The 12,389-nt window shown below is 72.4% G+C and carries 11 protein-coding genes; 6 read left to right on the top strand and 5 right to left on the bottom strand.

The features are described 5' to 3' along the window. Positions 1–116: 116 nt before the first annotated feature. Positions 117–1,151 carry an oxidoreductase gene (locus DEJ49_RS31735; RefSeq protein WP_150187294.1) on the top strand — a complete coding sequence of 345 codons (1,035 nt, stop codon included), beginning with the start codon at positions 117–119 and terminating at the stop codon, positions 1,149–1,151. Beyond that, positions 1,151–2,806: an ABC-F family ATP-binding cassette domain-containing protein gene (locus DEJ49_RS31740; RefSeq protein ID WP_150187295.1), complete on the top strand. Its 1,656-nt coding sequence runs from the start codon at positions 1,151–1,153 to the stop codon at positions 2,804–2,806. The genes DEJ49_RS31735 and DEJ49_RS31740 overlap by 1 nt, the downstream gene beginning before the upstream one ends. Positions 2,807–2,837: 31 nt before the next feature. Here the strand turns inward: DEJ49_RS31740 and DEJ49_RS31745 are convergent, their stop codons facing one another. Together DEJ49_RS31745 and DEJ49_RS31750 are read right to left on the bottom strand one after the other, a co-directional pair. Continuing rightward, positions 2,838–5,270 (bottom strand): Tex family protein, encoded by a 2,433-nt coding sequence (locus DEJ49_RS31745; RefSeq protein WP_150187296.1) that lies wholly within the window; start codon positions 5,268–5,270, stop codon positions 2,838–2,840. Between the two features lie 296 nt (positions 5,271–5,566). Then, the gene (locus DEJ49_RS31750; RefSeq protein ID WP_150187297.1) at positions 5,567–6,460 is read right to left on the bottom strand and encodes an SCO6745 family protein; all 894 of its coding nucleotides are present in this window, start codon (positions 6,458–6,460) and stop codon (positions 5,567–5,569) included. A 112-nt stretch (positions 6,461–6,572) separates the two neighbouring features. Here DEJ49_RS31750 and DEJ49_RS31755 point away from each other — a divergent pair, with 112 nt between their 5' ends. Beyond that, a complete protein-coding gene (locus DEJ49_RS31755; RefSeq protein WP_150187298.1) occupies positions 6,573–7,580 on the top strand; it encodes a GlxA family transcriptional regulator in 1,008 nt (335 codons plus the stop codon). Between the two features lie 7 nt (positions 7,581–7,587). Further along, positions 7,588–8,220 (top strand): DJ-1/PfpI family protein, encoded by a 633-nt coding sequence (locus DEJ49_RS31760; protein ID WP_150187299.1) that lies wholly within the window; start codon positions 7,588–7,590, stop codon positions 8,218–8,220. 21 nt (positions 8,221–8,241) lie between these two features. On the opposite strand, the gene DEJ49_RS31765 is transcribed toward DEJ49_RS31760, so the two are convergent. Next, complete coding sequence (locus tag DEJ49_RS31765; protein WP_150187300.1) at positions 8,242–8,979, bottom strand: enoyl-CoA hydratase/isomerase family protein; 738 nt, start codon at positions 8,977–8,979, stop codon at positions 8,242–8,244. Between the two features lie 68 nt (positions 8,980–9,047). Here DEJ49_RS31765 and DEJ49_RS31770 point away from each other — a divergent pair, with 68 nt between their 5' ends. After that, positions 9,048–9,680 carry an HdeD family acid-resistance protein gene (locus tag DEJ49_RS31770; RefSeq protein ID WP_150187301.1) on the top strand — a complete coding sequence of 211 codons (633 nt, stop codon included), beginning with the start codon at positions 9,048–9,050 and terminating at the stop codon, positions 9,678–9,680. Positions 9,681–9,809: 129 nt separating this feature from the next. Continuing rightward, a complete protein-coding gene (locus DEJ49_RS31775; RefSeq protein WP_223833253.1) occupies positions 9,810–10,286 on the top strand; it encodes an ATP-binding protein in 477 nt (158 codons plus the stop codon). 30 nt (positions 10,287–10,316) lie between these two features. Here the strand turns inward: DEJ49_RS31775 and idi are convergent, their stop codons facing one another. Beyond that, positions 10,317–10,910 (bottom strand): isopentenyl-diphosphate Delta-isomerase, encoded by a 594-nt coding sequence (gene idi, locus DEJ49_RS31780; RefSeq protein WP_150187303.1) that lies wholly within the window; start codon positions 10,908–10,910, stop codon positions 10,317–10,319. A gap of 119 nt (positions 10,911–11,029) precedes the next feature. Next, entirely contained in the window at positions 11,030–12,286 is a 1,257-nt protein-coding gene (locus DEJ49_RS31785) for a GNAT family N-acetyltransferase (protein WP_150187304.1), read from the bottom strand. Positions 12,287–12,389: the final 103 nt, after the last annotated feature.

Here is a 12,389-nt window from a genome sequence, read left to right on the forward strand (position 1 = left end):
GGGGGCGGCGCCCACCATGCGTGCCGCCCCCCGGGACGACGACCACACGGTGCACCTGCGTATCGGAATGTGCAATGCCGTGCTCACATCCCACCTCAGGTGGGAATACTTACGGCATGTCTGCCGAGTACGCGACCTTCGGTCTGGCACCGGCCATCCGCGCCGGTGGGGTTCTCGCCAACGGTGACTACCAAGTGCACCGCGACTTCGTCGACTTCATCGTCGACGGCCGCCCCCTCCTCTTCCAGCTCTGCGACCTCGACGCGGTGTCGCCGCTGGCCTCCGACATTCCGCCGGCCATCTTCACCACACACGTACGCCGACTGCTCCTGGAGGCGCAGGCGCCGCTGGAGGAGGGGCGTTACGTCATCTACGGCTGCCCCGAGTGTGAAGGCCTGGAGTGCGGAGCCGTCACCGCGGTGATCGAAAAGGCGGGTGACGACAGCGACGACTTCGTCTGGCGCGACTTCGCCTGGCAGACGACGGAACGGGCCGACCTGGAGCTCAACGGATACCACGGCATAGGACCGTTCCGCTTCCGCGGCGACGAATACCGCGCGGCACTCGGGCAGTTGCTCGCCGAGGGCGACGCGGGGAACCGCCGCCGGGTCCTCCTCATCGGCGCGCGCGTGGCGACCCTCGCGAAGCTCGCCGCCGCGCTGCGGACGATCGGCGTCGGCGCGGAGATCGCGGCGGACGCGACGGGCGTGCCGGCCGACGAACTCCGCACGTACGGTGCCGTCGCCTTCGGGCCCACGGTGCCCGACGCCACCCGGCAGTCCGTGCGCGCCGCCTTCGACGCGGCGGACGTCCCGGTCGCCTACGTGGACGGCCTCGCCCCGATCGTCCCGCTCCTGGTCGCGCAGATCGAGGACGCGCTGGACCGCAGTCCCCAGGAACAGCGCCGCCTGACCCACCTCGCCGCTGGGCCCCGCGCGGCCGAGCTCGAAGTCACCTCGACGTGCCGGGTCCAGCTCACGGCGTACCGGATGGACCGGCTCTCCCGCACCCACGTCCACGAAGTCTTCGACGAGGTCCTGGAGCCGGGGCACCACAGGGTTCCCCTGGCGTCCAGAACGACCAAGGGCACGTCGTACGTGGTGGCCCGAACCTCAACACACGTCCTGGTCACCCCTACAATTGCCCCCTGATGACCGCAACCCTCGTCGCCAAAGATCTCGCCGCCGGCCACGGCGACCGCACCCTGTTCGCCGGGCTCGACCTCGTCGTCGCCCCCGGGGACGTCATCGGGCTCGTTGGGGCCAACGGAGCGGGGAAGTCCACCCTGCTGCGGCTGCTCGCGGGGCTCGACGTCCCCGAAGGCGGTGAGCTGAGGCTCTCGCCGGCCACCGCCTCCGTGGGACACCTCCCGCAGGAGCCGGACCGCCGCCCGGGCGAGACCATCCGCGCGTTCCTGGCCCGCCGCACCGGCGTGGCCGAGGCGCAGCGGACCATGGACCGGGACACCCAGGCACTCGTGGACGGCGCCCCGGGCGCGGACGACGCGTACGCGGCCAGCCTGGAACGCTGGCTGGCGCTCGGCGGCGCGGACCTCGACGAGCGCGCGGAGGAAATCGCCGACTCGCTCGGGCTCGCCGTGAGCCTGGACCAGCCGATGACCTCCCTCTCGGGAGGCCAGGCGGCCCGCGCCGGACTCGCCTCCCTGCTCCTCTCCCGCTACGACGTGTTCCTCCTGGACGAGCCGACCAACGACCTCGACCTCGCGGGTCTGGAGCGGCTCGAAAGCTTCGTGCGCGGCCTGCGCGCCGGAACGGTCGTCGTCAGCCACGACCGCGAGTTCCTCACCCGCACCGTCACCAAGGTCCTGGAACTCGACCTGGCCCAGCAGCAGATCAACCTCTACGGCGGCGGCTACGACGCGTACCTGGAGGAGCGCGACACCTCCCGGCGGCACGCCCGCGAGGAGTACGAGGAGTACGCCGACAAGAAGGCCGCGCTCCAGAGCCGCGCCCTGATGCAGCGTTCCTGGGCCGACAAGGGCGTCAAGAACGCCCGCCGCAAGGCCAAGTCGGGCGGCGGCGACAACGACAAGATCGGCCGGAACTTCCGCGCCGACGCCAGCGAGAAGCAGGCGGCGAAGGCCCGCCAGACGCAGCGCATGATCGAGCGCCTGGACGTCGTCGATGAGCCCCGCAAGGAGTGGGAGCTGCGGATGGAGATCGCCGCCGCACCCCGCTCGGGCGCGGTCGTCGCGAGCCTGCGCGACGCGGAGGTCCACCGGGGCGCGTTCACGCTCGGCCCGGTCACCCTGCAGATCGACTGGGCGGACCGGGTGGCGATCACCGGCGCGAACGGCTCGGGCAAGTCGACGCTGCTGGGGGCGCTCCTCGGCCGCGTCCCCCTGGACGAGGGCCACGCCGCGCTCGGCTCGGGTGTCCTGGTCGGCGAGGTCGACCAGGCACGCGCCCTGTTCCACGGCGAGGAGTCCCTGCTCGACGCGTTCTGCGCGGCGGTGCCCGACACCGAACCCGCCGAAGTCCGCACGCTGCTCGCCAAGTTCGGCCTGAAGGCGGACCACGTCCTGCGCTCGGCGGCGACGCTGTCGCCCGGCGAGCGGACCCGCGCGGGCCTCGCGCTGCTCCAGGGCAGGGGCGTCAACCTGCTCGTCCTCGACGAGCCGACGAACCACCTGGACCTGCCCGCGATCGAGCAGCTGGAGACGGCCCTGGACGCCTACAAGGGCACTTTGCTGCTCGTCACGCACGACCGCAGAATGCTGGACGCGGTCCACGTGACGCGTCGCCTGGAGGTGGCGGAGGGCAAAGTGACGGAACTGCCACTCTGACCTCCACCCCCTCAGTCGGGCCTACGACCCGTCAGCGCCGCTTCGGGTCGACGAGACCGGCCCGCCGCAGCGCCTCGGCCATCGCGTCGTTGGCGGGCGGCGGGCCCTGCCGCTGCGACTTCTGCCCGCGGCCACCGTCCCGCTGGCCCTGACCCTGACCCTGCTGGCGTCGGCCCTGACCGCTGCCGCCCTGGCCGCGCTGCCGCTGCTGAGGCGGTCGGCCCCCGCCCCGCCTCGGCTGCTCCCCGTCCCCGCCGGAGGCATTCGCCTCGTCGTCGAGACGCAGCGTCAGCGAGATCCGCTTGCGCGGGATGTCGACGTCCATGACCTTCACCTTGACGATGTCGCCGGGCTTCACGACGTCCCGCGGGTCCTTGACGAACGTCTTGGACATGGCGGACACGTGCACCAGGCCGTCCTGGTGGACGCCCACGTCCACGAACGCGCCGAACGCGGCCACGTTCGTCACGACACCTTCGAGGACCATCCCGGCGGCGAGGTCGGAGATCTTCTCGACGCCGTCCTTGAAGGTCGCCGTCTTGAAGGCGGGCCGCGGGTCGCGCCCGGGCTTCTCCAGCTCCTTCAGGATGTCCGTGACCGTGGGCAGGCCGAAGACGTCGTCCACGAACGCGTCCGGCTTCAGCGAGCGCAGCGCCGCCGTGTTGCCGATCAGCGAACCGACCTCGCCGCCCGTCGACTTCACCATCTTGCGCACCACGGGGTACGCCTCCGGGTGCACGCTGGAGGCGTCCAGCGGGTCGTCGCCGCCGCGGATGCGGAGGAAGCCCGCGCACTGCTCGTACGCCTTCGGGCCGAGGCGAGCGACGTCCTTGAGGCCCTTGCGGCTCTTGAACGGGCCGTTCGCGTCGCGGTGCGCCACGATGTTCTCCGCGAGGCCCGCGCCGATGCCGGAGACCCGGGCGAGGAGCGGGGCGGAGGCCGTGTTGACGTCCACGCCGACGCCGTTCACACAGTCCTCGACGACCGCGTCGAGGGAGCGCGACAGCTTCACCTCGGACAGGTCGTGCTGGTACTGGCCGACACCGATCGACTTGGGGTCGATCTTCACGAGCTCGGCGAGCGGGTCCTGGAGGCGGCGGGCGATGGACACCGCGCCGCGGATCGAGACGTCGAGGTCGGGCAGCTCCTGCGAGGCGAACGCCGACGCCGAGTACACCGAGGCGCCCGCCTCGGAGACCATCACCTTCGTCAGGTTCAACTCGGGGTGCTTGGTGATGAGTTCACCGGCGAGCTTGTCGGTCTCGCGCGACGCCGTGCCGTTCCCGATGGCGATCAGGTCGACGTCGTGCTCCTTCGCGAGCCGCGCCAGCGTCGCCAGGGACTGGTCCCACTTGTTGGCCGGGACATGGGGGTGGATCGTGTCGGTCGCGACGACCTTGCCGGTCGCGTCGACGACGGCGACCTTCACGCCCGTACGGAACCCGGGGTCCAGGCCGAGCGTCGCGCGCGTGCCCGCGGGCGCCGCCAGCAGCAGGTCGCGCAGGTTCGACGCGAAGACCCGCACCGCCTCGTCCTCGGCGGCGGTCCGAAGCCGCAGCCGCAGGTCGATGCCGAGATGCACGAGGATCCGCGTCCGCCAGGACCAGCGGACCGTGTCCTGCAGCCACTTGTCGCCGGGCCTGCCGCGGTCGGCGACGCCGAAGCGCTGGGCGACGATGCCCTCGTACGAGGACGGGGTGCCCGGCGTCCCGGCGGGCTCCTCGGGTTCGAGGACGAGGTCGAGGACCTCCTCCTTCTCGCCGCGCAGCATCGCCAGGATGCGGTGCGAGGGCAGGTCGGTGAAGGGCTCGGCGAAGTCGAAGTAGTCGGCGAACTTGGCGCCCGCCTCCTCCTTGCCCTCCCGGACCTTCGCGGCGAGCCTGCCGCGCACCCACATGCGCTCGCGCAGCTCGCCGATCAGGTCGGCGTCCTCGGAGAACCGCTCGGCGAGGATCGCCCGCGCGCCGTCCAGGGCGGCCTGCGGGTCCGCGACGCCCTTGTCGGCGTCCACGAACGCGGCGGCCGCGGCCTGCGGTTCGACGCCCGGATCGGCGAGCAGCCCGTCCGCGAGGGGTTCGAGCCCGGCCTCGCGCGCGATCTGCGCCTTGGTGCGCCGCTTCGGCTTGAAGGGCAGGTAGATGTCCTCCAGGCGGGCCTTCGTGTCCGCCTCGCGGATCCGCGCTTCCAGCTCCTCGGTGAGCTTGCCCTGCTCACGGACCGAGTCGAGGATCGCGGCGCGCCGGTCCTCCAGCTCGCGCAGGTAGCGCAGGCGCTCTTCCAGCGTGCGCAGCTGCGCGTCGTCGAGCATCTCGGTCGCTTCCTTGCGGTAGCGCGCGATGAAGGGCACCGTGGAGCCGCCGTCGAGCAGGTCGACGGCGGCCTTCACCTGCCGCTCCCGTACGCCGAGCTCCTCGGCGATCCTGCCTTCGATGGATGCTGGGGTGGACGTCTTCAAAGCTGCCACGTTCCGGTACCGCCTTCTCGCTGAGGTTGCCGGGCAATTGTGGCAGGTGACGCCGACAGAGGGTGCTCAGACCCGGCCTGCCCGAGCCGTGTGTCCCGACCGCCGCCCGCCCCGGCCCGCGGAACGCGACGCTCCGCCGAACAGCCGGGCCACGGCACGGAACATGAGAACTCCCCTTTCGTCCCCGGCCCGCCGGGGGGCGGCGGAGCCGGCGAACGAACGGGTACCTCGGACGCGCGAACCCATGCCCCGCGCGAGGCCATGCCCTGCGGCCGGTCCGGCCACCTCGGCGGAGATCAGCGCTTGCCGAGCAGGTCCGCGGGGAACGCCCCGGCCTGCAGCGCCGCCCCGGCGATGAGGGTGCCGATTTCGGTGAGCCGCTCGACGCCCGCCGCGCCCAGGTGTGCGTAGGGAGCCCGGTCCAGGCGGTCCGTCTCCGCCTCGATGTCCTTGCGCAGCGCCACTCCGCTCTCCGTCAACTCGCCCTCGCCGTCCAGGATTCCGCGGTCCCGCAGCCGGTCCTCGGCCGCGTCCCACTCCTCCTGGTTCCAGCCGCGCGTGGAGAACACCCACTTCGGCCGGGTGCCCTTGCCGGTCGCGGTGTGGCTCACCAGGGCTTCGAGGCCGTCGAGTCCGGCGCGGAGCAGTGCGGTCAGGTGGCCGTCGCCGCGGTGCTCGCGCAGCAGTGTCGCCGCGTGCCAGTAGGCGAGGTGCGGCTGCTCGGGGACGGGCAGGTCGGCGTGGGCGGCGTACAAGGGGCGGGCGCCGCGCGTGCAGGCCTCGGTGGCGCGCAGCGCGAGTTCCGCGGCCTCGACCATCTCGGGCGAGGCGACGAGCTCCTCGCCGAGCAGCCGTCGCAGCGTCGTGTCGACGCCGCGCAGACGTGCCGCGAGGACGTCCTCCGGGGAGGCCGTCCGCCACACCTGGGGGACGTGGGCGGCGACGAGCTCGTACTTGTAGTTGTAGAAGGTCGCGGCGACCGTCCCGGGGCCGACGGCGCCCAGCGCCGCCGCGCGCACGGCGAAGTTCACGGCCGTGGGATGGGTGATGCCGAGGCCCTTCAGCTCCCGGTTCACGTCCGGCGAGAAGTAGTGCGTCGAGTGCAGGGCGTTCAGGACGGAGTGGCAACGGCGTCCGGCCCGGGACTCCAGTGCGGCGGACGAGGAGGACGAGGTCGTCGAAGAGGTCATGGGTGCACGTTACCTACTGGTCGGTATGTAGTCCGTGGGGTGGTCACTCATGGCAGGAAAGGTGGGATCCTCGTCATTGCGGCCATCGGAGTCCGGGCGAAGAATCGACGGCATGACGCAGCGAATCGTCCTGGTCGTCCTCTTCGACGGCGTCCAGAGCCTGGATGTCACGGGGCCCGTGGAGGTGTTCACGGGCGCCGGTCTCTGCACGGGCGACACCCAGGACGGCTACCTCATCCGTACGGCCTCCCTCGACGGCGAGCCCGTACGCACCTCCAGCGGCCTCACCCTCGTCCCGGACTCCGCGCTCACCGACGCCCCCGTGCCGCACACCCTGCTGGTCCCGGGCGGCCAGGGCACACGCGGGCAGGACCCGGAACTGACCGCCTGGCTGCGTGAGCACGGCCCGCGCGCCGAGCGGCTCGTCTCGGTCTGCACCGGCGCGATCCGCCTCGCGGAGGCGGGCCTCCTGGAGGGGCGCAGGGCGACGACGCACTGGGCGTACTGCGAGAAGCTCGCCAGGGACCACCCGGGCATCGACGTCGACCCAGACCCCATCTACGTACGGGACGGCCATGTCGCCACGTCCGCAGGCGTCACCGCGGGCATCGACCTCGCCCTGGCGCTCGTCGAGGAGGACCTGGGCCGCGAAGTGGCGCTCACGGTCGCCCGCCACCTGGTGGTCTTCCTGCGCCGCCCGGGCAACCAGGCGCAGTTCAGCGTCCAGCTCGCCGCGCAGACCGCACGGCGCGAGCCGCTGCGCGAGGTCCAGCAGTGGATCACCGAGCACCCGGCCGACGATCTCTCGGTCGAGGCGCTCGCCGCGCGCGCCCGCCTCTCGCCCCGCCACTTCGCCCGCGCCTTCCAGGCGGACACCGGCCTGACCCCGGGCAAGTACGTCGAACGCGTCCGCGTCGAACACGCCCGACGCCTCCTGGAGGACACCTCCGACGGCGTCGAGGAGATCTCACGCGCCTGCGGCTACGGCACTCCGGAGGCCATGCGGCGCGCCTTCGTGAAGCTGCTCGGCGCGGCCCCGGCCGAGTACCGCCGCCGCTTCCACCCCGTACCGGCCGAACCGTCCGGTACCTCTTCCCGGCCCATCCACCCACACCGATAGGGACACCATGCAGATCGCCATCGCCCTGTACGAGCGCTTCACCGTCCTCGACGCCATCGGCCCCTACCAGACACTGGCCAACCTGCCCGGCGCCGAGACCGTCCTCGTGGCCGAGCAGGCGGGCCCGGTGCGCGACGACAACGGCTCCCTCGCCCTCGTCGCCGACAAGTCCTTCGCGGAGGTCCAGCGGCCCGACATCGTGGTCGTCCCCGGCGGTCCCGGCCAGAGCGACCAGATGGAGAACGAGGCGCTCCTCGGCTGGCTCCGCACGGTCGACGCCACGACCACCTGGACGACGTCCGTGTGCACCGGCTCGCTCGCGCTGGCCGCCGCGGGCCTCCTCAAGGGCCGCCGCGCCACCTCGCACTGGCTCGCGCTGGCCGAGCTGGACCGGCTCGGCGTCGAGTCGACGGGGGAGCGGGTCGTCTTCGACGGCAAGTACGTCACGGCGGCCGGTGTCTCCGCGGGCATCGACATGGGCCTCACCCTGGCCGGCCGGATCGCGGGCGACGAGCACGCGCAGACCGTGCAGCTCCTCGCCGAGTACGACCCGCAGCCGCCCTACGACGCCGGGTCCCCGGAGAAGGCGCCCGCGCACATCGTCGCGAAGTTCCGCGCCGGGAGCCGCTTCGGCCAATAGGTTCCGGCCGGCAGGTTCCGGTCAGTACGTGAAGCGCGGCTGCCTGCGCTCCAGGAAGGCGGCGACACCCTCCGCGGTGTCGCCGCTGCCGCGCGCCTGCTCCGTCCAGTACGCGTCCCTGTCCGTGCGGCCCGCGGCGAACTCCTTGGCCGCCGCCTGCGTCAGCAGGGAGCGCGACACGAGGATCCGGGTGAACTCGGCGACCCGCTTGTCCAGCTCGCCCGACGGCAGCACCTCGTCCACCAGACCGGTGCGCAGCGCCCGTTCCGTACCGATCAACTCCCCGGAGAAGAGCAGGAACTTGGCGGTGGCGGGCCCCACCAGCGACACCAGGCGGCGCGTGGACGACGCCGGATAGACGATCCCGAGCTTGGCCGGCGTGACACCGAACGAGGCACCCTCGTCCGCGAACCGCAGGTCGCACGCGCCCGCCAGCTGCGCGCCGCCGCCCACGCAGTACCCCCGCACCGCCGCGAGCGTCGGCTTCGGGAAGGCCGCGAGGGCCTCCTCGGCCCGCACCGCGAGGTCCTGCGCGGTGCCGGGCGACTCCCGCAGCGTGGAGATGTCGGCGCCCGCGCAGAAGGTGTCGCCCGCACCGGTCAGGACCACGGCGCGCACGGCCGGGTCGGCGCCCAGGGCCGCGAGGAGCGGCGGCACCTGTCGCCACATGTCGGCGGTCATGGCGTTGCGCTTGGCCGGATGGTCGATGAGGACGGTCGCGACGCCGTCCGTGACGGTGTGGCTCAGCTGCGGCTCCATGCGCCGGATGCTATCCGCACCCCTCGAACGTACGATCAAGAAGGGGGCCGAGCGAGAGGGAGACGCTGATGGCCGGACCCAGGGACGACAGGGCCACCTCGGAGGCCAGGACGGTCAGCCGCGGCTTCGGCTGGCTCGCCCTGCTGGGCGTGATCCTCGCCGTGGCCGGGCTCGTCGGCCTCGTCTACACCGGCGTCGCCACACTGACCTCGATGCTCCTGTTCGGCTGGCTGCTGCTCGTCGGCGGCGCCGTCGGTCTGCTGCACGCCGTCCAGTCGCGGGGCACCAGCTTCTTCTGGCTGGGCGTCGTGGTCGCCGCGCTGAACCTCGCGGCGGGCGTCGTCGTCATCCGCAGGCCCGATGTGGCCGCGGAGGCGCTGACCATGTTCGCGGCGCTGCTCTTCCTGACGGGCGGCGTGTTCCGTCTCGTCGGCAGTCTGGTGGTGCGGGGTCCGCAGTTCGCCCTGACGCTCCTGCAAGGAGCCTTCGGCCTGCTGATCGGCATCCTGGTCCTCGCGGGGTGGCCCAGCAGCAGCCAGTACGTGATCGGATGCTTCTTCTCCCTGGCGCTGCTCGTCGACGGCCTGGGCCTGATCGCCACCGGTATCGGCGGACGCCGCATCGTCAGTCTCGTACAACCTGAAGAACACTTGAAGGCGAACCCTTCAGGGCAGGGCGGGCAGGAGCAGTCGGACAACTGACGGTGTCCGACCCAGGCGGTCAAATCGCGTCGATAGTCGCTGACTTCTGGTCAGTGGAGCGGTCCCGACCAGAGCATTACCAACACTCTTGGTGTGGCGACAATCGAGCGCGAGGGCGGCGACCGGACGATGGGGAACGACGGGAGAGGGCCGTGCCCACTCCCAAGGAGTGGCGGATCGGTGCCGTACGAAGGAGTGTGGCGCTTCACCGCCCCTGCCGTGGACGCCTCCGTGCCCCAGGCCCGGCACGCGGTGCGCGACCTGCTGGCCCGGCAGGGCGTACCGGCGCCGGACGACCTCGTACAGGGGCTGCTGCTCATCGTCTCGGAGCTGGTGACCAACGCGGTGCGCCATGCGGCCCTGCTGTCGCCGATGCTCGCGGTGGAGGTCGCGGTCGGCGCCGAGTGGGTGCGCGTCTCCGTCGAGGACAACCACCCCTACCGCCCGACCGCCCTGGTGGCGGACCACGCGCAGACGGGCGGGCGTGGGCTCCTCCTCGTGCGCGAGATCACCGCGGAGGCGGGCGGTGCCTGCGACGTCGAGCACACCGCGAGCGGGGGCAAGGTCATCTGGGCGGCCCTGCCCCTGAAGCCCAACGGCGGCTGACCGCCCGGCGGGTGCGCGGCCGCCGCCCGGCTACCAGCCCGCGGAGGGGCCCGTCAGCTCCTTGACCGCGGGTCGCGCCGCGTCGAGCACGGTCATGAACCAGGCGGAGAACGGGTCCCGTTCGTGCCGCTCGGCCAGCTCCGCCGCCGTCACGAACGCGGTGCCGCCGATTTCCTCCGGGTCGGGCCGCAGCGGGGACTGCACCATGCCGACGAACAGGTGGTTGTACTCCTGCTCGACGAGCCCCGACTCCGGGTCCGGGTGGTTGTAGCGCACGGTGCCCGCCTCGGCGAGCAGCGACGGCGAGACGCCGAGCTCCTCGTACGTGCGCCGGGCCGCCGCCGCGAACGGGGCCTCGCCCGGGTAGGGGTGCCCGCAGCACGTGTTCGACCAGACCCCGGGGGAGTGGTACTTGCCGAGGGCGCGCTGCTGGAGCAGCAGACGGCCCTGCTCGTCGAAGAGGAAGACGGAGAACGCCCGGTGCAGCTGCCCGGGCGCCTGATGCGCGGAGAGTTTCTCCGCTGTGCCGATCGTCCTGCCGTCCTCGTCGACGAGTTCGAGCAAGATCGCTTCTCCGGTGCCGTTCGACGGGCTGTTCGCCGCGGTGGCAGGTGTGATCGGCATACGCATCCTTCTCTTCGGTCTTCGAACCCCAAGTCTGCCGTACGTTCCGGACACCTCGGGCACTTCGAGGACCCGCATGTCCCGCCGCGCGGGGACGCGGCGGGACACGCGGAGAGGGCTCAGACCCCGAAGGCGGCCGGATAGGTGATCATGCCCCGCGGCAGTTGTGCGGAATCGTCGGATCCGTGCAGGACCAGAGCCATCATCGCCTCGTCGGGGACCTCGAAGCCCGGCCGGATTCCGTACCCGGAAGCGGGCTTGAAACCGAACCTCGGATAGTACGAGGGATGCCCGAGCACGAGGACGATCCGCTCCCCACGCGCGCGTGCCGCGTCGAGCACGGCACGTACGACCGCCGATCCCGCACCCGCCCCCTGGTGCTCGGGCAGAGTGGCGACGGGCGCGAGGGCCAGCGCGGGTGCCCCGCCCACCCGGCACCGGGTGAGCAGCGCGTGAGCGGCGACCGAGCCGTCGGGCGCCTCGGCGACGTACGACAGACCGGGAAGCCACGCCTCCGCGTCCGTGCGCAGCGCGTCGACCAGGTCGGCCTCCGCCTCCGTCGCGAAGGCGGCGGCGTTGACGGCGTGCACGGCGGCGACGTCGGCCGCGGTCTCCGGGCGGGTGCGCCAGGAGTCCGCGGGCCGCAGCACGTACCCGGTGTAGCCGTACTCGGCGCTGTGCTCGCGCCGCATCGCGAGCTCCTCGCGGGTGGCGGCGAGCGCCTGCGCCATACCGGGCGCGCCCGGGTCCGCCGCGTCCGCGCGGGCGGCCAGCGGGCCGTAGTACTCGTCCCAGTCGGACTCGGGCTGCGGGTGCACGCCGAGCACGGAGTACCCGGCGCCGGTCGCCGCCCGGACGTTCTCCTCGCCGGTGCGCAGCGTGTAGTGCCGCTCCCAGAAGGTACGGGCGGCGGCGGACGGCTCGGCGGCCGTCCACTCGCACTCGGTGAGGACGAGCGTCCCGCCGGGGGCGAGCAGGCGCCGCCAGGAGCGCAGCGCGGTGTCGAAGCCGATGCTGTACGCCGAGCTCTCCGCCCAGACGACGTCGAAGGAGCCGTCCTGATAGGGGAGTTCGCCCATGTCGGCGTTGACGGCGGTGATCGATCCGGCGAGCCCGCGGGCGTCGGCCGCCGCGCGGAGCTCGTCGAGGAACGGCTCGTGGAGGTCGACGGCGGTCACCTCGGCGCCGGCCTCGGCGGCGAGCAGGAGCGCGGAGCGGCCGGGGCCGCAGCCCAGGTCGAGGACGCGCGGCCGCTCGGGCAGCGCACCCACGGAGGCGAGCAGCCGCCGGGTGGTGTCGTCGGAGCCGGGACCCTGCCGGGGAAGCCCGTGGTGCAGGGCGAAGAAGGCGCGGGAAAGGGAAGCGTTGTCAGTCAACGTGGAAATCCTTGAGTGAAGGACCCGCGGACCGCGCGCACGGGAGACGTACGAAGAGTACGAGTGCCGTACGGAAGGTCAGACGCGTGCCCGGAGAGTGGGG

The organism is Streptomyces venezuelae (genome assembly GCF_008642335.1).
Classification (GTDB): domain Bacteria; phylum Actinomycetota; class Actinomycetes; order Streptomycetales; family Streptomycetaceae; genus Streptomyces; species Streptomyces venezuelae_F.

Coding starts and splice junctions, on each gene's coding strand:
- DEJ49_RS31735 (WP_150187294.1), top strand. CDS start 117: ATGTCTGCCGAGTACGCGACCTTCGGTCTGGCACCGGCCATCCGCGCC.
- DEJ49_RS31740 (WP_150187295.1), top strand. CDS start 1,151: ATGACCGCAACCCTCGTCGCCAAAGATCTCGCCGCCGGCCACGGCGAC.
- DEJ49_RS31750 (WP_150187297.1), bottom strand. CDS start 6,460: ATGACCTCTTCGACGACCTCGTCCTCCTCGTCCGCCGCACTGGAGTCC.
- DEJ49_RS31755 (WP_150187298.1), top strand. CDS start 6,573: ATGACGCAGCGAATCGTCCTGGTCGTCCTCTTCGACGGCGTCCAGAGC.
- DEJ49_RS31760 (WP_150187299.1), top strand. CDS start 7,588: ATGCAGATCGCCATCGCCCTGTACGAGCGCTTCACCGTCCTCGACGCC.
- DEJ49_RS31765 (WP_150187300.1), bottom strand. CDS start 8,979: ATGGAGCCGCAGCTGAGCCACACCGTCACGGACGGCGTCGCGACCGTC.
- DEJ49_RS31770 (WP_150187301.1), top strand. CDS start 9,048: ATGGCCGGACCCAGGGACGACAGGGCCACCTCGGAGGCCAGGACGGTC.
- DEJ49_RS31775 (WP_223833253.1), top strand. CDS start 9,810: ATGGGGAACGACGGGAGAGGGCCGTGCCCACTCCCAAGGAGTGGCGGA.
- idi (WP_150187303.1), bottom strand. CDS start 10,910: ATGCCGATCACACCTGCCACCGCGGCGAACAGCCCGTCGAACGGCACC.